Genomic DNA, 24,035 nt, shown 5'->3' with positions numbered 1-24,035 from the left:
GGGGCGGCGGGGGCCCCCCCCCCCGGGGGCCCCCCCGCGGGGGGCCCCCCCCCCCCCGCCGCCCCCCCCCCCCGGGGGGGGGGGGCCCGGGGCCCCCCCCCCCCCCCCGCCTCGGTAGGATCGCCACCGCACACGACGGAAGGCGATCATGGCGGACAGTCCCCTCAGGCCCAGCTCGTTGATCAACACGGTCTACGGGGCGTTCCTGCGACGCCTCGGCGGCTGGATCTCCGTCGCCGACCTGCTGACCCTGATGGCGGAACTGGACGTCGACGGCCCGGCCGCCCGCTCGGCGATCTCCCGGCTGAAGAAGAAGGGCGTCCTCGAACCGGAACGCCGCGGCGCCACCGGTTACCGGCTCAGCCCCGCCGCGCACCCCGTCTTCGACGAGGGCGACCGCCGCATCTTCGGCAGCCTGGAACCGGCGAAGCTCAGCGACGGCTGGGCGATGGCCGTCTTCTCGGTCCCCGAGTCGGAGCGGTCGTACCGCTACCAGCTGCGCACCCGCCTGACCTGGCTGGGATTCGGCAACATCGCCCCCGGCGTGTGGCTGGCGCCGGCCCGACTCCTCGGCGACGCCCGCGACATGCTCGTACGGCGCGGACTCAGCGAGTACGTGCACCTGTTCGCCGCCGACTACGCCGCCTTCAGCGACCTGCCCGGGACGGTCGGCTCGTGGTGGGACTTCCCCGCCATCGAGGAGCAGTACGCCGGCTTCACCGACGCGTACGGGCCCGTCGCGGCCGCCCTCGCACCGGGACGGGACATCGGGGGCGGCGAGGCGTTCCGCCACTACGTCCCGATGCTCACGCAGTGGCGCCGCCTGCCCTACCTCGACCCCGGCCTGCCCGCCGAACTGCTCCCGGCCGACTGGAACGCGGTGGCCGCCCGCCGGACCTTCCAGCAGCTGAACGGCGTGCTCGCCGCTCCCGCCCTGCGGCACGTACAGCAGGTCACCGGCCTGGAGGAGACGACGGCGCGGTCCTGACACCGGCGGGTCCGGGCCGGCCGGCACCGTGCGGCGCCGGCCGGCCCGGAGCCCGGACGCCCGGAGTCAGGACCCCCGGATCAGACGAGGTCGAACCGGTCCAGGTTCATCACCTTGTCCCACGCCGCGACGAAGTCCTGGGCGAACTTCTCCTTCGCGTCGTCGCTCGCGTAGACCTCCGCGAGCGCCCGCAGCTCCGAGTTGGAGCCGAAGACCAGGTCGGCACGGGTACCGGTCCACCTGACCTCGCCGGTGGCGGTGTCACGGCCCTCGAAGGTGTTGGCGTCCTGCGCCGTCGCCTTCCACTCCGTTCCCAGGTCCAGGAGGTTGACGAAGAAGTCGTTCGTCAGCGCACCGGGGGTCGTGGTGAACACGCCGTGCCGCGACTGCTGGTGGTTGGCACCCAGCACCCGAAGACCGCCGACGAGGACGGTCAGCTCGGGAGCGCTCAGGTTCAGCAGGTTGGCCCGGTCCAGCAGCAGGTACTCGGCCGGGAGCCGGTTGCCCTTGCCGAGGTGGTTGCGGAAGCCGTCCGCGGCCGGCTCCAGCGCGGCGAAGGACTCCACGTCCGTCTGCTCCTGCGTGGCGTCCACCCGGCCCGGTGTGAAGGGCACCTGCAGGTCGAACCCGGCGTCCCTGGCGGCCTGTTCCACCGCGGCGGCGCCCGCCAGCACGATCAGGTCGGCGATCGAGATCCGCTTGCCGCCGTCCTGGACGGCGTTGAACGACTCCTGGATGCCGGTCAGGACGCGCAGCACCCCGGCGAGCCGGTCGGGCTCGTTGACCTCCCAGCCGGCCTGCGGCTGCAGCCGGATGCGGGCACCGTTGGCACCGCCGCGCTTGTCGCTGCCGCGGAAGGACGACGCCGAGGCCCACGCGGTGGACACCAGCTGCGACACCGTCAGTTCCGACGCGAGGACCTGCGCCTTGAGAGAGGCGACGTCCGCGGCGTCGACCAGCTCGTGGTCCACCGCGGGCAGCGGGTCCTGCCACAGCAGCTCCTCGGACGGCACCTCGGGACCGAGGTAGCGCACGACGGGGCCCATGTCGCGGTGGGTCAGCTTGAACCACGCGCGGGCGAAGGCGTCCGCGAACGCGGCCGGGTCCTGAAGGAAGCGGCGCGAGATCTGCTCGTAGGCCGGGTCGAAGCGCAGCGACAGGTCGGTCGTCAGCATGGTCGGGGCGTGCGTCTTCGACGGGTCGTGGGCGTCGGGCACGGTGCCCGCGCCGCCCCCGTCCTTGGGCCGCCACTGGTGGGCGCCGGCCGGGCTCTTGAACTGCTCCCACTCGTAGCCGAAGAGGATCTCGAAGAAGCTGTTGTCCCACGTGATCGGGGTGTTGGTCCAGATGCCCTCCAGACCGCTGGTGATAGCGTCCCCGCCCTTGCCGGTGCCGTACGAGCTGGCCCAGCCCAGGCCCTGCGCCTCGATCGGGGCGGCCTCGGGGTCGGCGCCGACGCTCTCGGCCGGGCCGGCGCCGTGGGTCTTGCCGAAGGTGTGGCCGCCCGCGATCAGGGCCACCGTCTCCTCGTCGTTCATGGCCATCCGGCGGAACGTCTCACGGATGTCACGGGCCGCCGCGACCGGGTCCGGGTTGCCGTTCGGGCCCTCGGGGTTGACGTAGATCAGACCCATCTGGACGGCACCGAGCGGGCTCTCCAGCTCGCGGTCACCGGTGTAGCGCCGGTCGTCGAGCCAGGTGGTCTCGGGGCCCCAGTACACGTCCTCGTCCGGCTCCCAGACGTCGGCACGGCCGCCGCCGAAGCCGAAGGTCTCGAAGCCCATCTGCTCCAGCGCGACGTTGCCGGTGAGGATCATGAGGTCGGCCCACGACAGGCTCTGCCCGTACTTCTTCTTGACCGGCCACAGCAGACGGCGGGCCTTGTCGAGGTTGCCGTTGTCCGGCCAGCTGTTGAGGGGGGCGAAACGCTGCTGGCCGGCGCCCGCGCCACCGCGTCCGTCGCTGATCCGGTAGGTGCCGGCGCTGTGCCAGGCCATGCGGACCATGAAGGGGCCGTAGTGGCCGAAGTCGGCGGGCCACCAGTCCTGCGAGGTCGTCAGGACCTCGGCGATGTCCCGCTTGACCGCGGGCAGGTCGAGGGTCCGGAACGCCGCGGCGTAGTCGAACTCCTCGCCCAGCGGGTTCGCCACCGCGGGGTTCTTCGCGAGGATCTTCAGGTTCAGCCGTTCGGGCCACCACTGGCGGTTTCCGCCGCCCTGCGTGGGGTGCGCGGCGCGCTCGTGCGCGACGGGACAGCCGCCCCCGCCCTGCGCCTTGTCGTCCGTGACGATTGCATCGTGGTTCTCGGACATGGGAATCCTTCCGTACCAGGGGGATCGCGGTGCTCAGGACCGAACGCGGTCGAACAGGCGGGACACGGGGTCCCCGCGCACGGGGTCCGGCCTCGGCGGTCGACCCGACGCCGAGCGGTCACCGTCCGTCCCGTACTCCCGCCGCTCGGGAGTCTTCCTGCCTCTTGGTTATCAACGGATCCGATCCTACGATGGACGCAATCCAAGTCAAGATGAGTACCAAGCCCATATCCGATCGGATTCCGGAAGCCGACCGGGCGCCCGCGGGCACCCGACGCACCCGATGGGGGGAGCCGAGATGAGTGACCTGCTGGAGCGGCTGCGGGGGCGCGGCTGGCGGCTGACGTCGCAGCGGCGGGTCGTCGCGGAGGTCCTCGACGGGGAGCACGTGCACCTGACGGCCGACGAGGTGCACGCCCGCGCGACGCTGCGGCTGCCGGAGATCTCCCGGGCCACCGTCTACAACGCCCTGGGCGAGCTGGTGGCCCTCGGGGAGGTCGTCGAGGTCACCACCGACGGCCGCGCCAAGCGCTACGACCCCAACGCGCACCGCCCGCACCAGCACCTGGTCTGCGCCGGATGCGGCCTCATCCGCGACGTCCACCCGGACGGCGACCCGCTGGCGGTGCTGCCCGCGGCGCAGCGCTTCGGTTTCGCCGTGTCCGAGGTCGAGATCACCTATCGCGGCCTGTGCCCGGCCTGCGCCCGGACCGCGCTCCCTCCCACCCCCTCGGTTGACCCGGGCACCGCGGGGTAGGCGCCGGTCAGAACCGGCCGCTCGCAGCGAGCGGTGGCCGGCCGGACGATGGCACTGCACGCACCCGCGCACGTGGGAAGAGGTGGTTCCCTATGGCCCCGCCGCAGGACGGTGACAGATTCGCCGTGGACGTGCGGTCCGAGGGCGAGGTGATGGTCTTCGCACTCACCGGAGAGCTGGACCACGACACGGCCGAACCCCTGCGGGCCGCCCTCGCCGCAGCCGTCGACGGCGGCGCACGAAGGCTGCTGGTGGACTTCTCGCAGGTCCGGTTCTGCGACTCCACGGGACTGAACGTCCTCCTGCACAGCAGGCTCTCGCTCCAGGAGGAGGGCGGCAGCATCGCGTTGGCCGGGCTGCGCCCGCCCGTCGCCCGCATGTTCCGCATCACCGGTGCGGACGGGATCTTCCCCGTACACCCCGATGTGGCGCACGCGCTGGCCGAGCCGCGGCACGGGTGAGGGGGGAGCGCGCCATGGAGCCGCGGCCCCCCGGTCGGAGGCGGAGTCTTCTGCTGACGGGCATGACGGACGCCGTCACCCGCTGCCGTGACTTCACCCGCGAGGCCCTGATCGACTGGCGGTGGATGCCGGACGCCCGCGACGACTCGGAGGACGTCCTGCTGCTGGTGTCCGAGGTCGTCGCCAACGCCTGCCTGCACGCGGGCGGGCCCCGCACGCTGCTGCTGGTGTGCACGGACGACCTGCTGCGCGTCGAGGTCACCGACGACAACCCCGTCGCCCCCGCCCCGCGCACCCGGCCCGATCCGGCCCGGCCGGGCGGATACGGGCTGCTCATCGTGGAGCGGATCGCCCGGCGCTGGGGCACGCTGCCGCTGGCGGACGGCAAGTGCGTGTGGGCGGAGATCGACGCGCCGCTGCGGTCCCCGGACGCCCGGGGACCGCAGCCCGTGTCCTCGTAGGCCGGTGCGGCCGGTTCGGCGCGGCGCCCCTCAGGGCGTGTCGTCGTTCCTGCTGCTCAGGGCGTGTCGTCGTCCTCCTCCGCCTCGCCCTCGTCGGGGTCCTTCAGCATGCCCGCGCGCAGCTTCGCCATGATCCGGCTCAGGAGCCGGGAGACGTGCATCTGCGAGATGCCGAGGCGCTCGCCGATCTGCGACTGGGTGAGTTCGTCGCCGAAGCGCAGCTGGAGCACCAGCCGGTCCCGCTCGCCGAGGGCGGTGAGGAGCGGCTTGAGCGTCTCCAGGTCCTCGATGCGTTCGTACGCCGCCTCCTCCGTGCCCAGGGAGCGCGGCGGGGAGCCCCCGTCCGCGTCCTGCCCGCCGGTGGTGCTGAGGGACTCGGCGACGTAGCAGTTGGCGGCCTGCCGGCCCTCGGCCAGGGCGTCGTCACTGACGCCGAGGTGTTCGGCGAGCTCGTGGTCGGTCGGCCGGCGGCCCAGGTCCTGTTCCATCGCGTCGCAGGACTTCGCCATGTCCAGCCGGAGTTCCTGGAGGCGCCGGGGCACCTTCACGGACCAGCTGGTGTCCCGGAAGAAGCGCTTCATCTCGCCCGTGATGGTCGGCACGGCGAAGGTGGCGAACTCGACCCCGCGCTCGACGTCGTACCGGTTGATGGCCTTGATCAGGCCGATCGTGCCGACCTGGACGATGTCCTCGAAGGGTTCGCTGCGGTTGCGGAACCGCCGGGCCGCGTACTTCACCAGGCTGAGGTTCAGCTCGACCAGGGTGTTGCGCACGTAGGAGTACTCCGGTGTGCCCTCGGCCAGGGAGCGCAGCCGGTGGAAGAGCGCCACGGACAGGCTCCGGGCGTCGTCCGTGCTGACGGCGAGGGGGTTCTCGGGAATCTCGATGGTGTCCGCCGCAGACCGGGTACGGACGGGGTCCGCGGTGTCGCGGGGCAGGGGGGTCATCAGTTTCCTCCGACGGGTCGGGGAGCCGCGCGCGGGGCGCGACGGGGCCGTCGTGGGTTACCCGTCGGGTTATATACCCGATCGGGGCGCCCTGACCCTTTCGGGGACCGGAGGGGGAACGTGACGCCGTCGCCCTCCAGGACGTCGGGCGCCGATGGGGCCGGGCACGGCCGGGGTGCGTGCGGGGCAGGAGGCGTGACCGGGTGCTCCCGGGGTAGGCGCCGGACGAGCCGGGCCCCCGACGCTCCCGTATACCGTCCGGGCCCGCCGACCCTCCGAGAGACGAAAGGACGAACCGCGCCGCCGAGCTGCTGCGCGAGCTCGACCCCAGGGGCCGGCGGGTGCTCCTGGTGACGTCCACGAGCGCCGACGACCGGGGGCGCCGGCAGCAGTACTCGGGCACGTGCGTCAGGGCCACCCGGCCCGCCGCACACGAACCCAGGGAGACAGCATGCCCGACGCCATCGCCGAGCGGGACGAGAACCAGAACGAGGACGAGAACCAGAACGAGAACGAGAAGGAGCGCGCCGACCGGCAGTGGCAGGAGCTGATCCAGGAGATCCGCGTCGCCCAGACGGGCGTACAGATCCTCTTCGGCTTCCTGCTGACCGTGGTCTTCACCCCGCTCTTCCACGACCTTCCCCAGACCGACAGGACGATCTACATCGTCACCGTCGTCCTCGGTTCCCTGGCGACCGGTGCCCTGATCGGTCCCGTCGCCTTCCATCGCGTCGTATCGGGACGGCAGATCAAGCGCGAGGCCGTGGCCTGGGCCTCACGCCTCACCTTCGTCGGCCTCGTGCTGCTGCTGGCCACGTGCACGGCGGCGCTCCTGCTCGTCCTGCGGGTGGCCACCCACGACGCACTCGTGCCGTGGCTGGTGGCCGGAGTCGTGGCCTGGTACCTCCTGTGCTGGTTCGCCCTGCCCCTGTGGGCGCGGGTCCGCTACACGGTCGAGAAGTGAAGGCTTCCGGTCCCCGGCGGCCGGTCGGCCGTCGTCAATCGGCCACACCCGAAGCTTCGACGGGAAAATTCTTGACCGCGCACTAGGCTGTTGGGTTGTTCGGCTACAGACCGGGACAAACGGGGTGAATCCGGTCTCAGCCGAAGAACCGGACCAACTGCCGGAACGACACGCGAGGGCCGATGCCAGCCACACCCGATCGCACTGAACTCGCTCTCCTCGACGACCGCGGCACCCACACCGCCCCGGACGGAGGAACGGGAACGCACGAGGAGCCCGGCAAGTCCGCCCGCTTCCGTGCCGGACCCGCCGCCCCGCCCCGCACCCTCCTCGACATCCTCAAGGCCTCCGTACGGGCGTACCCCGACGAGCCGGCCCTCGACGACGGCACCACCCGCCTCACCTACCGCGCCCTGGCCGCCGAGACCGACCGCGGCCGCCGCGCCCTCGCCGCCGCCGGGGTCGCGGCCGGGGACCGGGTCGGCGTACGCGTCCCGTCCGGCACCAACGAGCTGTACGTGGCGATCCTGGCCGTCCTCGCGGCCGGCGCCGCGTACGTGCCCGTCGACGCGGAGGACCCCGACGAACGGGCCGACCTGGTCTTCGGCGAGGCCGGAGTCCGGGCGGTCCTGGGCGCCGGCCTGCGCATCGACACCGTCGACCCCGTCGACGCCGTCGACCCCGTCACCGCTGTCGACCCCGTCACCGCCGTCGACGCCGTCGGCCTCCCCGGGACCACGTCCGGCCGCGGCGGTGCCGACAGCCCCGCACGTCCCGGCCCCGAGGACGACGCGTGGATCATCTTCACCTCCGGCTCCACGGGCAGGCCCAAGGGCGTCGCCGTCACCCACCGCAGCGCCGCCGCCTTCGTCGACGCCGAGGCCGCGCTCTTCCTCGCCGAGGAGCCGATCGGGCCCGGCGACCGGGTCATGGCCGGCCTGTCCGTCGCCTTCGACGCCTCCTGCGAGGAGATGTGGCTGGCCTGGCGCTACGGAGCCTGCCTCGTGCCCGTCCCGCGCAGCCAGGTCCGCAGCGGCGCCGACCTCGGTCCCTGGCTGGTGGAACAGGAGATCACCGTGGTCTCCACGGTCCCCACGCTGGCCGCGCTCTGGGAGCCCGAGGCCCTCGGCGAGGTCCGGCTGCTCATCTTCGGCGGCGAGGCCTGCCCGCCCGAACTGACCCAGCGCCTGGTCACCGAGGGCCGCGAGGTCTGGAACACCTACGGCCCCACCGAAGCCACCGTCGTCGCCTGCGCCGCACTCCTGACCGGCGAGGAACCCATCCGCATCGGCCTCCCGCTGAACGGCTGGGAACTCGCCGTCGTCGACGCCTGCGGAGACCCGGTCCCGATGGGCGGCAGCGGCGAACTCGTCATCGGAGGCGTCGGCCTGGCCCGCTACCTCGACCCCGCCAAGGACGCCGAGAAGTACGCCCCTCTCCCGTCCCTCGGCTGGCAGCGCGCCTACCGCAGCGGCGACCTCGTCCGCGCGGACGAGGAAGGGCTCGTCTTCCTCGGCCGAGCCGACGAGCAGATCAAACTCGGCGGACGCCGCATCGAACTCGGCGAGGTCGACGCCGCCCTCCAATCCCTGCCCCACGTGGCCGGCGCCGCGGCCGCCGTCCGCACCGCGCGCAGCGGCAACCAGCTGCTCGTCGGCTACCTGGTCACCCAGGACGGCTGGGACCGCGCAGCGGCCGTCGAACGGCTGCGCGCCGAGCTGCCCGCAGCCCTCGTACCGCTCCTCGCACCCGTCGCCGAGCTGCCCACCCGCACCTCCGGCAAGGTGGACCGCGACGCCCTGCCCTGGCCACTGCCCGACCTGGAGACCACCGGCCCCACCGAAGAGCTCCACGGCACCGAGGCCTGGCTCGCCGAGCAGTGGCGAGAAACCCTCGGCGCGGCCGTCACCAGCGCCTCCGACGACTTCTTCGCGATCGGCGGCAACAGCATCGCCGCCGCACAGCTCACCACCCGGCTGCGCACCCGCTACCCGAGCGCCGCCGTCCTCGACATCTACCAGCAGCCCACCCTGCGCAAGCTGGCCCGCCGCCTGGAGAAGTCGGCACCGGACGGCGGCCCGGCCCGACCGGTGGCGCCCGTTCCGCTGCGCTCCCAGGTCCTCCAGGCGCTCCTGCTGCTCCCGCTGCTCACCGTGCTCGGCCTGCGCTGGACGGTCGCCCTCCTGGCGCTGGGCAACGTACTGCACCGGTTCGGGCCCTACCCGTGGGCGCCGACCGCCTCCTGGTGGCTCGTCGCCGCCGGCGCCGTCCTCCTCTTCAGCCCCCCGGGGCGCCTGGCCGTCGCCGCCGGCGGCGCACGCCTGCTCCTGCGCGGGGTGAAACCCGGACGGCACCCGCGGGGCGGCAGCGTCCACCTCAGGCTCTGGACCGCCGAACGGCTGGCCGAGTACGCGGGCGCGACCTCCCTGACCGGATCCTGGCTCGAACGCTACGCCCGGGCCCTCGGCGCCAAGGTCGGCCCCGAGGTCGACCTGCACGCGCTGCCCCCCGTCACCGGCATGCTCAAGCTCGGCCGCGGCTGCGCCGTCGAGTCCGAGGTCGACCTGTCCGGGCACTGGCTGGACGGGGACCAGCTGGAGATCGGCCCCGTCAGGGTCGGCGCGGGAGCGGTCGTCGGCACCCGCAGCATGCTCTTCCCCGGCGCACGGATCGGCAAGCGGGCCGAGGTGGCCCCCGGCTCCGCCGTGGTCGGGACCGTCCCGACCGGCCAGCGCTGGGCCGGCGCCCCCGCCGTCAAACTCGGCAGGGCCAAGCGGAACTGGCCCGAGGAACGCCCACCACGCGCGGTGCACTGGCGGGCCATGTACGGCGCCACCGGCTTCGGCCTCACGGCGCTGCCCGTCCTCGCCACCGTGCCCGCCCTGCTCGTGCTGAGCCGGTTCGTCCCCGCGGACGCCGGGGTCGCCGAGGCGCTGCGCGGAGCACTGGTCGCCGTGGTGCCCGCGGCCCTCGCCTTCGGCCTCGCCTACGCCCTGCTCCTGCTGGTCGCCGTACGCCTGCTGAGCCTCGGCCTGCGGCCCGGCAACCATCCGACGCACAGCCGCATCGGCTGGCAGGCCTGGACGGTCACCCAGCTGATGGACCTGGCCCGGGAGACCCTCTTCCCGCTCTACGCCGGACTGATCACCCCGGTCTGGCTGCGGCTGCTCGGCATGAAGATCGGCCGCGGTGCCGAGGTGTCCACCGTACTGGCGCTCCCGAGCCTGACCACCGTGGGCGAGGGCGCCTTCCTCGCCGACGACACCCTCACCGCCCCCTTCGAGCTGGGCGGTGGCTGGGTGCGCATCGGTCACTCCGCGATCGGCCGCCGGGCCTTCCTGGGCAACTCCGGCATGGCCGCGCCCGGCCGCACCGTGCCCGACGACGGGCTGGTCGGAGTCCTGTCGGCCGCGCCGAAGAAGGCCAAGAAGGGCAGCTCGTACCTGGGCCTGCCACCGGTCAAGCTGCCCCGGTCCAGCGCCGACGCCGACCGGAGCCGGACCTACGATCCGCCCGCACGCCTGCTGTGGGCGCGCGGACTGGTCGAGCTGTGCCGGCTTGTCCCCGTCTTCTGCTCGGCGGCCCTGGCCGTACTGACCGTGGCGGCCCTGTGCGCACTGACCGCGTGGAGCGGCCCGGGCGTCTGGGTCGCCGCGCTGCTGTCCGGAGCGGTCCTGCTGGCCGCCGGTACGGCCGCGTGCTGCGTCGCGGTCACCGCGAAGTGGGTCCTGGTCGGCCGGCACCGGCCCGGCGAGCACCCGCTGTGGAGCGGCTTCGTATGGCGCAACGAACTCGCCGACACCTTCGTCGAGGTCCTGGCCGTGCCCTGGCTCGCCGGATCCGTACCCGGAACGCCGCTGATGGCCCTGTGGCTGCGCGGGCTCGGCGCCCGCATCGGCCGCGGCGTGTGGTGCGAGAGCTACTGGCTGCCGGAGACCGACCTGGTCACACTGGGTGACGGCGTCAGTGTGAACCGCGGCTGTGTGTTGCAGACACACCTCTTCCACGACCGGATCTTGAGGACGGATACTGTGATCCTCCGTGAGGGCGCCACCCTGGGCCCGGGCGGAATCGTCCTGCCCGGGAGCACGGTCGGGGCACGCAGCACCCTGGGCCCCGCCTCCCTCGTGATGGCCGGGGAGTCCGTCCCCGCCGACACCCGCTGGCTGGGCAACCCGATCGAGGCGTGGCGGTCCTGAGGGGCGGCGGCGCAGGCCGGGACGGAGGCAGCCGGCGGGCACGGCAGGGGCACAGCAGCACGTCGTACGAGCACGGCGCAGGGAGCGGAAGCGGCAGTGAGCGGCCAGACCACAGCGGTATCGGACCCGTACTTTCCGGCCAACGGCGACGCTCGCTACCGCGTGCACCGGTACGAGATCGCCCTGGACTACCGTCCCGGCCCCAACCGGCTGGCCGGGACCGGCCGCCTCAGCGCGATCGCCGGACGGGCGCCGCTCACCGAGTTCCACCTGAACCTGGCCGATTTCAAGATAGGCCGCGTCCTGGTCAACGGGCGGGCCCCGCAGTACACCCACCGCGCCGGCAGGCTGCGCATCCGGCCGGCGAAGCCGCTGCCGGCCGGGGCCGCCTTCACCGTCGACGTGACCTGGTCGGGCAACCCCAAGCCGGTGCGCAGCCCCTGGGGCGGCCTCGGCTGGGAGGAACTGACCGACGGCGCGCTCGTGGCCAGCCAGCCGGTCGGCGCCCCCTCCTGGTACCCGTGCAACGACCGCCCCGCCGACAAGGCCTCGTACCAGATCTCCGTCAACACGCCGTCCGCCTACACGGTCGTGGCCGGCGGCCGGCTGCTCACCAGGACCACCAGGGCCAGCACCACCACCTGGGTCTACGAGCAGCCGGCCCCGACCTCCAGCTACCTCGTCGGCCTGTCCATCGGCATGTACCAGACCGTGCTGCTGGGCGACCCCGGGCTCGGCGGCGTGACGCAGAGCGCCCACGTGCCCCCCCACCTGCTGTCGCGCTTCGCCCGCGACTTCGCCCGGCAGCCCGCCATGATGCACCTCTTCGAGGAGCTCTTCGGCCCCTATCCCTTCGGCGAGTACGCGGTGGTCGTCGCCGACGAGGAACTCGACGTGCCGGTGGAGGCCCAGGGCCTCTCCCTCTTCGGCGCCAACCACGTCGACGGCGTGCGCGGGTCGGAACGCCTCATCGCCCACGAGCTCGCGCACCAGTGGTTCGGCAACAGCGTGACCATCGCCGACTGGCGCCACATCTGGCTCAACGAGGGCTTCGCGAAGTACGCCGAATGGCTCTGGTCGGAGCGTTCCGGCGGCCGTACCGCCCACGAGCAGGCGGCCGCCGCGCACCGCTCGCTGACCGCCCGGCCGCAGGACCTCCGCCTGGTCGACCCCGGCCGGAAACTGATGTTCGACGACCGCCTGTACCAGCGTGGAGGCCTCGCTGTGCACGCCCTGCGCCGCGCACTGGGGGAGGAGGACTTCTTCCGCATGCTGCGCGACTGGGCCACCGTGCACCGCCACGGCGTGGTGAGCACCGCGGCGTTCACCGCCCACGCCGCCCGCTACACGGCCGATCCGCTGGACGACCTGTATTCGGCCTGGCTGTACGAGGCCGCCCTGCCGCCCCTGCCCGTGTAGTTTCCGGACACGCTGCGCTCCTTCCCGTCCACCTGTCCTTGGCGATCGTGCAGGTCGGAGCCTTGCCCGGAGCGGCCGGAAGTCGGCGGCGAGGGCAGGGTCGCCCTTGCCGGGTGACTATGCGGCTGCCAGCATTCCAGCGCGCGCCCCGGGGAGGTCCCGGAAGGGAGCAGATCCCGGCACCTCCCACCGCATGGTTCCGTCCGGTGAACAACGAGCCAGGAGTGCATTCCGTGATCCGATCGAAACTGCGTACGCTGCTGCTCGGTGGCGGCAGTGCGGCCGTCATGCTGGCCACCGCCCTCGTCCCCGCCACCGCGTCCGCCTCCCCCGCAGCCGAGTCACCGGCGGCCGAGTCACCGGCCGCGGCCGCCGCCGGCTTCTGGTCCTGCACCGTGCCGCCCGGCTACACCTATTCCTCCACCCAGAACACCCTCTCCTGCGGGGGCAGCGGCTTCCGCACCTACTACTTCGTCCAGCCGCCCGCCGACAACCTGTGGGCCTGCACCGCGCCCAGCGGGTTCACCTACTCCAGCACGCAGAACACGCTCGACTGTTCGACCAGCGGCGGCTTCCGCACCAAGTACCTGCTGCGCACCCCCAAGACCGGCCTGTGGGCGTGCACCGTCCCCAGCGGATTCACCTACACCAGCACGCAGAACACGCTCGACTGTTCGACCAGCGGCGGCTTCCGTACCAAGTACCTCCTGCGGGCCTTCTGATCCCTCCTCCCCGCTGCCTGCCGGAGTGCGACACGCACTCCGGCAGGCCCGGCGGTACGGGGGGTCGGGGCGGCCCCGGCGCGGGCGTCGGCGGTGCGGTGGAGCCCGCCGGGTCCAGGCAGGTCAGGGACATCACCACCGGAGCCTGGAGGCATTGCGCGGCCTCCGGGGACGGGCGGCTCGCCAGGACGGTCCAGTTGCCCTTCGTGAGGGTCGGCGTTCCGCCGCCCAGGTCGGGGCCCGCCTGCCGGCCGTGCTCGGATCGGGCGGGTCAGCATGACGTTCGAGGGCTTGAGATCGCGGTGCACCATGTCCCGGGCGTGCACCGGGGCCAGGCCCGCGGCCGCCTCCCGCAGCAGCAGCCACAGCGCGTCCGCGGGCAGCGGGCCGCCGTGCAGGGCGATGGCCTCCCGCAGCGTGAGACCGGGGACGTGCCGTCCGGTCCGGCGCCCGCACGCCCCGGGCGGAGGGCCGCCGCTCGCGTACGGGCCGGTCCCGGATCGTGAGAACCGTTACATTCGTCCCTCAATTGCCCCTTTTGGGGGAATCATGAATCCCGGATCTGTCGTCTATGTGCCGCGTGAGCGGCCTGCGCCGTCCGGGGACGGTCGGCGCCACTGGGAGTGACATGGGACGCGTGCGCGGCTGGACGGGCAACCGGCGGATGGCCCTGCCGATGGTTGCGGGCGGAGCCGTCGTCCTCGGGCTGGGCGGCCTCTACGTCACCGGACTCGTGGCGGGCGGCGACGTCGAACGGGGCACTCGCGTGCGCGGCGTGGACATCGGCGGCCTGCCCGTCGCGCAGGCCCGGCGGGTACTGGACCGGGAGCTCGGTCCCGCCGCCGCCGCACCCGTCGCCATGAAGATCGGCGACCACGTCGAGAAGGCCGATCCCGCGACGCTCGGCCTCTCGCTGGACACCGCCGCGACCGTCGACCGCGCCGTGCGCAAGGGCTACGACCCCGTCACCGTCATCGGCGGCCTCTTCGCGTCCGGCCGACGCGACGTCGAACCCGTGATCCGTGCCGACGAGCAGAAGGGCCGGGCCGCGGTCGACCGCATCGCCGGAGCCACCGCCCGCGCACCCCGCGACGGCGCCATCGCCTTCGAGAAGGGCGCCGCCAAGGCCGTCGCCCCCCTCACGGGCGTCACCCTCGTCCAGGACCGGGCCTTCGACACGCTCCGTGACGCCTACCCGCGGACGGACACCGGCCCGGTCGTACTGCCCGTCGAGCGCACCGAGCCGGCCGTCGGCGCCGAGGAGACCGGACGGGCCCTGCAGCAGTTCGCCCGGCCCGCCATGTCGGGGCCCGTCGCGCTCACCGTCGCCGGGAAGAGCGTGTCCATCACCCCCGCGGTGCTGGGCGAGCACCTGAAGATGCGGCCCGACGCCCAGGGCCGTCTCGTACCCGCCCTCGACTCCAAGGGTCTGATGGCCGAACCCGCCGTGGCCGGCCCCATCGAGGAAGTCAGCCGTCCGGCCCTCGACGCCGCCCCCCGCGTCGGCCCCGACGGCACCGTGGTCATGGCCCAGCAGAGCCGTGCGGGACGCAAGGTGACCGAGGAGGCGCTCGGCAGGGCCGTGCTGCCGCTGCTGACCCGCACGGGCGCGGCCCGCAGCGGCGAGGTCGCCACCGTGGCCGTCCAGCCGGAACTCTCCAGCGAGGAGGCGCGACGGATCGGCATCAGGGAGAAGCTCTCCTCCTTCACCGTCGATTTCCCGGCCGCCCCGTACCGCAGCACCAACATCGGCCGGGCCGTGGAGCTCATCAACGGCTCCCTCGTCCAGCCGGGCAAGGAGTGGAGCTTCAACCGCACGGTCGGTGAGCGCACCAAGGAGAACGGTTTCGTCGACGGCATCATGATCAATGACGGCCGGTACGTGAAGTCGCCCGGCGGCGGCGTCTCCGCGGTCGCCACGACCATGTACAACGCGGTCTTCTTCGCCGGCCTCAGGCCCGTCGAGTACGGTGCCCACTCCTTCTACATCGAGCGCTACCCCGAGGGCCGCGAGGCCACCGTTGCCTGGGGCACCCTCGACCTGCGCTGGATCAACGACTCCGGCCACGCCGTCTACGTACAGGCCGAATCCACCGACACCTCGCTGACCATCACCCTCCTCGGCACCAGGAAGTACGACGAGATACGCGCGACCAAGGGGCCGCGCACCAACGTCACGCCGCCCGCGAAGCGCACCGGCAGCGGGCCGGCCTGCGAGGTCCAGACCCCGCTCGAAGGCTTCGACGTGACGGTGGGCCGCGTCTTCGTCCAGGGCGGCAAGGAAGTCCGCACCGAGGAGTTCAAGACCCACTACACCCCCCGCGACGAGGTCGTCTGCACCCCGGAGGCCCCCGAGGGAGCCACGACCCCGGCCCCGACGGCGCCCGCGGCGCCCGCGAGCCCGGCGGCGCCCGGTACCGCCGGTACCGCGCGGACGGCACAGGCCGCGCCCGCCCCTGCCGGAGCCCCCGCCGACGGCGCCGGCGCACCCCGCAGGTCCTGAGGGACAGCGGGGACGAGGTGTGACACTCCCGGCGCGCATTGTGCATGCCGGGAGCCATGGAGGCCCGGAAGTGCTACAACTGGGTTCGTGACCATTCCTTGCCACCCGTGCCGGGCACGTCGGTGCGGTCACCTCTAGGCAACCGATTCAGAAGCGTCGCCGGCCAGGTATTCGTCCTCCAGGTGGCGATCGTGGTCCTGCTCGCCGCCGGGTCCCTGCTGGCGCTGGTGCTGCAGTCGCGGCACGACATCGACCGCGAGGCACGCAACCGCTCGGTAGCCGTCGCCGAGACCTTCGCCCACCAGCTGGGCCTCCAGCCCGCCCTGAAGACGTCCGACCCCTCCGCGGTGCTGCAGCCCCTGGCCGAGCAGACGCGCAAGGCCGCCGGGGTCGACTTCATCGTGGTGATGGACACCAACGGCATCCGCTACAGCCATCCCCAGCCGGACCGCATCGGGAAACGGTTCGTCGGAACCATCGAGCCCTCGCTGGAGGGCAAGGTCCACACCGAGAGCGTCGACGGTCCCCTGGGCAAGGAGATCCAGGCGGTGGTCCCGGTCAAGGACCCCAACGGCGAGGTCGTCGCCCTGGTGTCCGCCGGCCTGACCGTCGAGAACGTCACCGGCGCCCTCGACCGCCAGCTCCCGGTGATCCTCCTGGCCATCGCCACGGGCCTGGCCCTGGCCACCGTCGGCACCTGGCTGATCAGCAGACGCCTGCGCCGCCAGACCCACGGGCTCGGCACGCAGGAGATGACCCGCATGTACGAGCACCACGACGCGGTGCTCCACGCCGTCCGCGAAGGGGTCCTGATCACCGACGGCGACGGACAGCTCCTGCTCGCCAACGACGAGGCCAAACGCCTCCTCGGCCTGCCCGAGAACGCCGAGGGCCGCCCCATCGGCGACGTGCCCGGCCTGGCGCGCCGGATGGCCGACCTGCTGCTCTCCGGCCGCGAGGCCACCGACGAGGTGATCGGCTCCGGCGACCGGCTGCTCGTCGTCAACCAGCGGCCCACCCACCCCCGGGGCCGGCCCGAGGGTGCGGTCGTCACCATCCGCGACTCCACCGAGATGCAGATCCTGACCACCCGGGCCGAGACGGCCCGCAGGCGCCTCAAACTGCTCTACGACGCGGGCGGCGACATCGGGACCACCCTCGACGTGGTCCGTACGGCCGAGGAGCTCGCCGCTGTCGCCGTACCCCGCTTCGCGGACTTCGTCACCGTCGACCTCGCCGACCAGGTCATCGACGGCGACGAGCCCGCCCCGGGCGCCGACATGCGGCGCACGGCCATCAGCGGCATCCGCTCCGACCACCCCCTCTACCCCGTCGGGCGGCTCATCGACTTCCTGCCGTCCACCCCGCAGGCCCGCGGCTACGGCACCGGGCGGGCGGAACTGGTACCCGACCTGTCCGAGGCCCCCGGCTGGCAGGCCCAGGACCCGCCGCGGGCCCGCGCCATCGTCGACTACGGCATCCACTCGCTCATCGCGGCCCCCCTGATGGCCCGGGGCGTCGTCCTCGGCGTGGTCAACTTCTGGCGCTCGCAGAAGCACGAGCCCTTCGACGAGGACGAGCTGTCCCTCGCCGAGGAACTCGTCGCCCGCGCGGCCGTCAGCATGGACAACGCCCGCCGCTACACCCGCGAACACGCCCTCGCCGTGACCCTCCAGCGCAGCCTGTTGCCGCGCGCCCTGCCCGAACAGAGCGCCATGGACGTCGCGCACTTCTACCTGCCCGCCCAGTCCGGCGTCGGCGGCGACTGGTTCGACGTGATCCCGCTGCCCGGCAGCCGGGTCGCCCTGGTCGTCGGCGACGTCGTCGGCCACGGCCTGCACGCCGCCGCCACCATGGGCCGGCTGCGCACCGCGGTGCACAACTTCTCCTCCCTCGATCTGCCGCCCGACGAGATCCTCGCCCGCCTGGACGACCTCGTACAGCGCATCGACCACGACCACAACCAGGACGCCGAGGACGCGGACGGCGGCGTACTCGGCGCCACCTGCCTGTACGCCGTCTACGACCCGGTGTCCCAGCGCTGCACCATGGCCCGGGCGGGGCACCTGCCCCCGCTCCTGGTCGCCCCCGACGGCACCACGCAGATCGTCGAGCTGCCCGCGGGGCCCCCGCTGGGACTGGGCGGCATGCCGTTCGAGACCGCGGAACTGGAACTGGCCGAAGGCAGCCAGCTGGTCCTCTACACCGACGGGCTGGTGGAGGAACGGACCCGGGACATCAGCGAGGGGCTGGAACTGCTCCGGGCGGCGCTCAGCCACCCCGACCGGGACCCCCACGACAGCTGCCGGGCCGTCCTGGACATGCTGCTCCCCGCCCGGCCCACCGACGACGTGGCCCTGCTCATCGCCCGCACCAGGACCCTCGGCCCCGACCGGGTCGCCCAGTGGGACGTGGCCTTCGAGCCGAGCGCGGTCGGCGGCATGCGCAGCGTCGCCGCCAAGAAGCTCGACGAATGGGACCTGACGGAACTCGGCTTCGCCGCGGAACTGATCCTCAGCGAGCTGATCACGAACGCCCTGCGGCACGGAAGCGGACCGGTGCGGGTACGGCTGCTCCGCGACCACAACCTGACCTGCGAGGTCTGGGACGGCAGCAGTACGGCCCCCCACCTGCGCTACGCCGCCACCACGGACGAGGGAGGGCGCGGCCTGTTCCTGGTCGCCCAGCTCAGCGAGCACTGGGGCACCCGCTACACCCCCGAGGGCAAGGTCATCTGGGCGGAACTGGCCCTGCCGGGCACCCCGGGCGGCGGCGAGACCGTCCTCTCCGCCTTCCTCGACGTGGACCCCCTCTGACGGCGCGCGCCTACCGGGCGCCCTCCGAAGGCGCCGCCGACGTCCCCGGCCGGCTGCTCGCCCGCAGTACCGGGTCCGCAGGACTCAGCGGCCCGTCGGGTGGTGCGTACCGTTCGAATGGTTCATGCCGATACGGGCGGTCAGCAGGGCGATGTCGTCGTCGGCGGACGCCGGGACGAGGTGGGCGATCAGCGAGTCGCACAGGTGGTCGAGCGGCTGGAGGGGCTCGGTGAGCAGGCCGGTCAGCTCGCCCAGCCGCTCGTCGATGTCGCGGTTGCGGGCCTCGATCAGGCCGTCCGTGTAGAGGACCAGCAGGCTGCCCGGCGGGAGCGTGAGGTCGGTGGTGGTGAAGGTGACCCCGCCGACGCCCAGCGGGGCCCCGGGCGGGGTCTTGACCAGGTAGACGGTGCCGTCGGGCTCGGCCACGGCCGGCGGCGGGTGTCCGGCCCGGGTGATCGTGCAGCGGCCGGTCGCCGGGTCGCAGACCACGTACAGGAACGTGGCGAGCATCGGCTCCGCGAGGTCGGCGAGGGTTGCCTCCAGCTGGTGCAGCAGCGCCGTGGGCGGCATGTCGAGGCGCGCCAGGGCGCGGACGGTCGCGGACAGGCGCCCCATCACCGCGGCGGCCGCGATGCCGTGCCCCATGACGTCCCCCATGAGCAGGCCGGCCCTCCCGCCGGCGAGGGGGACGACGTCGTACCAGTCCCCGCCGACCTCGTTGACGTCGCTGGCCGGCAGGTAGCGGTGGGCGATCTCGATGCCCGGCGGCGGGGTGACGTGCTGCGGCAGCATGCTGCGCTGGAGCACGACGGCGGTCTCGTGCTCGTGGTGGTAGAGACGGGCGTTGTCGATGCTGACGGCGGCCCGGGCGGCGAGTTCCCCGGCGAGGGTGACGTCGTCGGAACCGAAGGGTTCGAAGGGCTTCGTGCGGTAGAAGGCGGCCACGCCCAGGACGAGCCCGCGCGCGACCAGCGGGACCATCATGAACGAGTGCACACCCGTCTCGACGAGCTGGGCGGGCTTCGGGGTGTGTCGGGAAGCCGGGGCGATCGCCATGGAGTCGAGGTGGGCGATCAGGTAGGGCTGACGGGCTGCAAGCGCCTGGGTGTACGGCGCGGTCGCGGGGAAGGTGAGGGTCCGGCCCAGCGGGGCGAGGATCTGCGTGACCGGGGAGCCCGTCAGGGGGGCCTTGCCCAGGCGGCGCAGCGCCACACCCCCGGTCAGCCCCATGCCCGGTTCGTTGCCGCGCGCCAGCGAGTCCAGCACGTCGACGGTGACGGCACTGGCGAGGTGCGGGACGGCCAGGTCGGCCAGCTCCTGCGCGGTGCGTTCCAGGTCGAGGCTGGCGCCGATCCGGGAGCTGGCCTCGGTGAGCAGGGCGAGCCGGCGGCGCCCGGCCTCCGCCTCGGTGTGGTCGCGCTGCTGCGAGGTGATGTCGAGCAGGGAGGCGATCACGCCGATCGGCCGGCCGGCCGGGTCCTCGACCCGTACGTAACTGCACGCCCACACATGGTCGTGGTCCGGGTCCGCCGGGGTCCGGCCGGTGCGCCGGCGGTTGAGGACCGGCTCGCCGGTCGCCAGGACCTGGCGCATGGCCTCCTCCATCTCGCCCGCGTTCACCTCCGGCAGCACCTCGGCGAGCCGACGGCCCACGTGGGCGGACTCCGTCAGCCCGTTCATCGCCTCCAGCGCCGGATTGACCTGGAGGAACCGCAGCTGCGTGTCGAGTACGGCGATCCCCACGGGGGAGCGGGCGAACAGGCCGTCCCACACCGCCGAGGACCCGCGGATCCGGCGCGCCGCGTGCGCGTCCGCGGCGAACACCAGCACGGCCGAGGCGCCGTGCCGCCGGTCGGGTACGGGACAGGCCCAGATCTCCAGCTCCAGCGGGTGGCCGCCTCGGTGCCAGGCGGTCACCGTGCCCATCACCCCGCGGCCGGTGGCGGCCGTCTCCCACAGGGACCGGCCCAGGCTGCGGTCGGCGCCGGGGTGGAGGAGATCGGCGATGTGCCGTCCGAGGACCTGGGGCGGGTCGTAGCCCAGCAGTTCCTGCGCCCCGTGGTTCCAGCGCACGATCATGCCGTCGCCGCTGGTGGCCACGAGCGCCACCGGCAGGGCGCCCAGCCACCCGCCGGCGTCCTGGGCCGCGCCGCTGATCAGCTCTTCGAGGGGCCTCTCCTCATGCATCCCGCACCCGCTCCTTCCGGGCGTACCCGGCGCCGCCGCGCGGCGGCCCCGTCTCGCGGCGGCGCCGTGTCCGCCGGCCGCTCGCCCCGTGCGGTCCGCGGCTGCGCTCCACCCCTTTCATCACCTTCATCCTCGCTCCGGGCGACCGGCGGCGCTCCCCGGCCGCCGGACCGGGCCCCGGAACCGGCCGTCGGCCCCGGAACCGGCCGCCGGACCCGGACCCGGCTCCGCAGACGCGGCGTCGGCGGGTGCGGCAAGGCGGCCCCGCGCCCTCCGTTCATCCGGTCGGCCGAGCACAGCGGGCCCCGCGCGCCACCCCGGGCCACGCTGTGGGCAAGGACCGACACCACCGCACAGACGAGGACCGCACCATGTCCCACAGGCGACGTATCGGGATCACCGCGGGGGCCGCAGCGCTGCTGCTCGGCGCCACCGCTTGCTCGGGTCTGGGTCGAAGCACCGTCGGCCAGCTCAGCTTCCGCGGCCACGACTCGCCGGTCGAGATCAACTACAACAACACCCTCGTCACGGGCTGCCACCGGATCGCCATCCCCGACGGGGCCACCCACGTCGAGAACAACACCCTCGTCGACGTCATCCTGTACCAGAACTTCGACTGCAAGCAGACGGACGATCCGAACAACGGGATCTACGTGGCGACGACCCTGTCGAACGTGACGGCCCCCAGGACCAACCCCTGGCGCAGCTTCAGCGTCGTCCACTGACGCGGCCGGCGACGACGGCGGTACGAGGGCCGCGACGACAGGGGGCGGACAGTCGGAGTCAGAGGCCGGTGGCGGCCCGGCGGACCGCGTCCAGGGCGCGCGCCACGTCGTCCTCGTTCGTGGACCAGTTGCTTACCGAGATGCGCATGACGCGCCGGCCGTGCCAGGTGGAGCCGCTGATCCACGTCGTACCGTCGTCGAGGAGCCGGGTGAGTACCCGCTCGGTGCGTTCGTCGTCGCCGAACTCCGCGCACACCTGGGTGAACACCACCTCGTTGAGCACCCGGGCACCCTCGATCCCGGCGACGCCGCGCAAGCCGCGGCCGGTACGCTCCTTCCCCTTCCGCGGCCCGCGCGCTCAGTGCTGGGCGGGCGCGGGGTCGAGGGCGCCCAGGGCCGTGGCCCAGGGGAAGGGGGCCGGGGCTTCGGTGGGGGTGTTGTCGTGCGGGAGGAGGCGGACCCCGGCGTTGCGCAGGGTGGCGAGGGAGATGTCGTACTGGGGATGCGCGGCGAGCGCGGTGTTGGTGCAGGAGATGGCGGTGACGGGAGTGCTGTTGCCGAGGGCCTCGGCGGCGAGGCCGACGGTCAGCCGGTCGGTGAGGCCGAGGGCCCAGGCGTTGACCGTGTTGAAGGTGGCGGGGGCGTAGAGGATCGCGTCGGCGGCCGGCCACTGCTCCGGTTCGCCGGGGAGCCGGTACTGCCAGAGCACGGGGTGGCCGGTGAGGGCGGCGAGCCCGTCGAGGCTCCCGGCGAGCCAGTGCGCGGCGGTGGGGGTGAGGCCGAGGCACACGTTCCAGCCGCGGGCCTGGGCGTCTTCGATGACATGGGCGACGTCGAACACGGGTGGGGCGGCGGAGCAGAGCAGGTAGAGGGTCTTCATGGTCATGCCGCATTATGATCATATTGCTTGACCTCAAGTGTGGTTGAGGGAGCAGGTTCGAGCCCATGGACGAGCACGCGGCCACGGCCGCCGACATCAAGGCGATCGAAGAGGTCGTCCACGTGCGGTTCCTGCGCCCGGACGTCGCGGCGGTGAAGGTGCGCCAGGTCTACCACGCGCCGGACGGCGGCGAGGGCGTGCCACTGTACGTGATGACGCGGGAGGCGGACGGGCCCTGGCTGCTGACCGCCTGTCAGAACACCCAGGTGGTGCACGACCCGGCCTGATCCCCGGGTCAGGTGGGGGACCGTGGCGCTGTGGCCGACGCCGACGCGGTGGCGGCCGAACTGTACGGGCTCGGGCCGGAGGAGTTCACGGCACTGGGGGGCGGCGCTGTGCGAGGCGCACCGGGTGCTGTCGGGGGAGGAGCTGCGGGGGGCTCTCCCGCCAGGAGAACGTGGTGATCGCCGCCATGGCCGGCGGGGAGGTCGAGCAGGTACTCCGCGGCGTCCTCGCCGATCCCGAAGCCGCGGGGTGTCCGGGTACGGGGAGCGCCGGCGAAGGCGGAACAGGCGCGGGGGGTGCCGCTAGGGCCTGTATTGAGTTGCCCCGCGGCGTCGCGACGGGGCGGAGCCTGGGGCGGGTCCCGCGGGCCGGCCCGGATGCGACGGCCCGGATGCGACGGCTCGGCCGTACCGGCTTTCGGACCGGGGCGGCCGGCACGCGTACCCCGTCACGCGAACGGCCGGGCCGGGCAGCACGGCCGGTCCGGCCAAGTTGGGCGCCCGGTGCCTCGCGGTGGGCGCCCGCGGGGTCGGCCCGCGGCCCGCCGTCCGACCTGCGTAGTGACGTCCCGGGGCCGGATGCGGTGAAATCCGGTGCCTCGCCGCCCTGGTGGAATTCGGCCAGCGAAGGGGTGCGCGCACCGCCGGGGGGCGGTTGTCCATATCCCGTCCTTTCGGCGCAGGCGGGTCCGTGGTGGCATGTCCATGCCGAAATTGATCGGCGGCCCCTGATGAATGGAGAAACAAGGATGTTGCTCCGCAGGCTGACCGTCGGCGCGGCGGTGGTGGCGTTGTCCACCCTGGCCATGCCGGCACAGGCACACGACGCCACCTATCCTCCCGGGAGAATCACGGTCGACGTCGTCGGCGTGAACGGCTCGGGATGCCCCCAGGGCACGGCGAGCGTCGCCGCCGCCTCCGACAACACCTCGTTCACGGTCACGTACAGCGACTACCTCGCCAAGACCGGCGCCGGCTCCGGCGGAACCGACTTCCGCAAGAACTGCCAGCTCGCCCTCCAGATCCATGTGCCGCAGGGCTTCACGTACGCCATCGCCCGCGCGGACTACCGCGGTTTCGCCCACCTCCAGCGCGGGGCCTACGGCCAGGAGCGCGCCAACTACTACTTCCAGGGCATGGCACAGACCACCCGCAGGACCCACCAGTTCAACGGCCCCTACTCCGACAACTGGCAGGCGAGCGACCAGACGGAGTACGCCGACCTGGTCTGGGCGCCGTGCGGCGAGGAGCGCAACCTCAACGTCAACAGCGAACTGCGCGTGTACGCCGGAACATCGAGCCCGCAGGCCCTGAGCTTCATGAGCATGGACTCCACGGACGGCAGCGTCAGCACGGTCTACCACTTCGCATGGAAGGAATGTCCCGCGGTCTGACACGGCGTGAGCCCCG

General features: G+C 73.0%; 17 protein-coding genes and 2 pseudogenes. 13 read left to right on the top strand and 6 right to left on the bottom strand.

Annotation, left to right across the window (positions count from 1 at the left end; genetic code table 11):
* Positions 1-148 precede the first annotated feature (148 nt).
* Positions 149-988, top strand: a complete 840-nt coding sequence (locus tag ACIPXC_RS20180; RefSeq protein ID WP_401619842.1) for a PaaX family transcriptional regulator C-terminal domain-containing protein — start codon at positions 149-151, stop codon at positions 986-988.
* An 80-nt stretch (positions 989-1,068) separates the two neighbouring features.
* Here the strand turns inward: ACIPXC_RS20180 and katG are convergent, their stop codons facing one another.
* A complete protein-coding gene (gene katG, locus ACIPXC_RS20175; RefSeq protein WP_401619839.1) occupies positions 1,069-3,300 on the bottom strand; it encodes a catalase/peroxidase HPI in 2,232 nt (743 codons plus the stop codon).
* Between the two features lie 298 nt (positions 3,301-3,598).
* Here katG and ACIPXC_RS20170 point away from each other — a divergent pair, with 298 nt between their 5' ends.
* The 3 genes from ACIPXC_RS20170 (at position 3,599) to ACIPXC_RS20160 (ending at position 4,979) form a co-directional block, all read left to right on the top strand.
* On the top strand, positions 3,599-4,057 hold the full coding sequence (locus ACIPXC_RS20170) for a Fur family transcriptional regulator (RefSeq protein WP_401619836.1): 459 nt from the start codon (positions 3,599-3,601) through the stop codon (positions 4,055-4,057).
* A 92-nt stretch (positions 4,058-4,149) separates the two neighbouring features.
* On the top strand, positions 4,150-4,518 hold the full coding sequence (locus tag ACIPXC_RS20165; protein ID WP_401619834.1) for an STAS domain-containing protein: 369 nt from the start codon (positions 4,150-4,152) through the stop codon (positions 4,516-4,518).
* Positions 4,519-4,580: 62 nt separating this feature from the next.
* Positions 4,581-4,979 (top strand): ATP-binding protein, encoded by a 399-nt coding sequence (locus ACIPXC_RS20160; RefSeq protein WP_401619831.1) that lies wholly within the window; start codon positions 4,581-4,583, stop codon positions 4,977-4,979.
* 56 nt (positions 4,980-5,035) lie between these two features.
* On the opposite strand, the gene ACIPXC_RS20155 is transcribed toward ACIPXC_RS20160, so the two are convergent.
* A complete protein-coding gene (locus ACIPXC_RS20155; protein WP_401619829.1) occupies positions 5,036-5,926 on the bottom strand; it encodes a SigB/SigF/SigG family RNA polymerase sigma factor in 891 nt (296 codons plus the stop codon).
* Positions 5,927-6,377: 451 nt separating this feature from the next.
* Between ACIPXC_RS20155 and ACIPXC_RS20150 the strand changes: the two genes are divergently transcribed.
* From ACIPXC_RS20150 to ACIPXC_RS20135, 4 genes are all read left to right on the top strand, one after another.
* Positions 6,378-6,890 (top strand): DUF6328 family protein, encoded by a 513-nt coding sequence (locus ACIPXC_RS20150; protein WP_401619826.1) that lies wholly within the window; start codon positions 6,378-6,380, stop codon positions 6,888-6,890.
* Between the two features lie 182 nt (positions 6,891-7,072).
* Entirely contained in the window at positions 7,073-11,089 is a 4,017-nt protein-coding gene (locus ACIPXC_RS20145) for a Pls/PosA family non-ribosomal peptide synthetase (RefSeq protein ID WP_401619823.1), read from the top strand.
* Positions 11,090-11,185: 96 nt separating this feature from the next.
* A complete protein-coding gene (locus ACIPXC_RS20140) occupies positions 11,186-12,508 on the top strand; it encodes a M1 family metallopeptidase (RefSeq protein WP_401619820.1) in 1,323 nt (440 codons plus the stop codon).
* Positions 12,509-12,741: 233 nt separating this feature from the next.
* Entirely contained in the window at positions 12,742-13,230 is a 489-nt protein-coding gene (locus ACIPXC_RS20135; protein WP_401619817.1) for a hypothetical protein, read from the top strand.
* A gap of 269 nt (positions 13,231-13,499) precedes the next feature.
* Here the strand turns inward: ACIPXC_RS20135 and ACIPXC_RS20130 are convergent.
* Positions 13,500-13,664: pseudogene (locus ACIPXC_RS20130) on the bottom strand (serine/threonine protein kinase); the annotation flags it as partial.
* Positions 13,665-13,858: 194 nt separating this feature from the next.
* Between ACIPXC_RS20130 and ACIPXC_RS20125 the strand changes: the two are divergent.
* Both ACIPXC_RS20125 and ACIPXC_RS20120 read left to right on the top strand, forming a co-directional pair.
* The gene (locus tag ACIPXC_RS20125) at positions 13,859-15,733 is read left to right on the top strand and encodes a VanW family protein (RefSeq protein ID WP_401619814.1); all 1,875 of its coding nucleotides are present in this window, start codon (positions 13,859-13,861) and stop codon (positions 15,731-15,733) included.
* Positions 15,734-15,915: 182 nt separating this feature from the next.
* A complete protein-coding gene (locus tag ACIPXC_RS20120; RefSeq protein WP_401619811.1) occupies positions 15,916-18,549 on the top strand; it encodes a SpoIIE family protein phosphatase in 2,634 nt (877 codons plus the stop codon).
* Positions 18,550-18,633: 84 nt separating this feature from the next.
* Here the strand turns inward: ACIPXC_RS20120 and ACIPXC_RS20115 are convergent, their stop codons facing one another.
* Positions 18,634-20,736, bottom strand: coding sequence for a SpoIIE family protein phosphatase (locus ACIPXC_RS20115; RefSeq protein ID WP_401619808.1), 2,103 nt, complete (start codon positions 20,734-20,736; stop codon positions 18,634-18,636).
* 371 nt (positions 20,737-21,107) lie between these two features.
* Between ACIPXC_RS20115 and ACIPXC_RS20110 the strand changes: the two genes are divergently transcribed.
* Complete coding sequence (locus ACIPXC_RS20110; protein ID WP_401619805.1) at positions 21,108-21,461, top strand: hypothetical protein; 354 nt, start codon at positions 21,108-21,110, stop codon at positions 21,459-21,461.
* A gap of 58 nt (positions 21,462-21,519) precedes the next feature.
* Here ACIPXC_RS20110 and ACIPXC_RS20105 read toward each other — a convergent pair whose 3' ends face one another.
* Positions 21,520-21,777 (bottom strand): hypothetical protein, encoded by a 258-nt coding sequence (locus ACIPXC_RS20105; protein WP_401619803.1) that lies wholly within the window; start codon positions 21,775-21,777, stop codon positions 21,520-21,522.
* A gap of 42 nt (positions 21,778-21,819) precedes the next feature.
* The gene (locus ACIPXC_RS20100) at positions 21,820-22,347 is read right to left on the bottom strand and encodes a flavoprotein (protein ID WP_401619800.1); all 528 of its coding nucleotides are present in this window, start codon (positions 22,345-22,347) and stop codon (positions 21,820-21,822) included.
* A gap of 86 nt (positions 22,348-22,433) precedes the next feature.
* Between ACIPXC_RS20100 and ACIPXC_RS20095 the strand changes: the two are divergent.
* Positions 22,434-22,628, top strand: a pseudogene (locus ACIPXC_RS20095) (SgcJ/EcaC family oxidoreductase); the annotation flags it as partial.
* A gap of 746 nt (positions 22,629-23,374) precedes the next feature.
* Positions 23,375-24,019 carry a DUF4360 domain-containing protein gene (locus ACIPXC_RS20090; protein ID WP_401619797.1) on the top strand — a complete coding sequence of 215 codons (645 nt, stop codon included), beginning with the start codon at positions 23,375-23,377 and terminating at the stop codon, positions 24,017-24,019.
* The last annotated feature ends 16 nt before the right edge of the window (positions 24,020-24,035 follow it).

It is taken from the genome of Streptomyces sp. NPDC090021, assembly GCF_044748225.1.
Lineage (GTDB): Bacteria > Actinomycetota > Actinomycetes > Streptomycetales > Streptomycetaceae > Streptomyces.
This window is presented reverse-complemented; position numbering and strand designations above follow the sequence as displayed.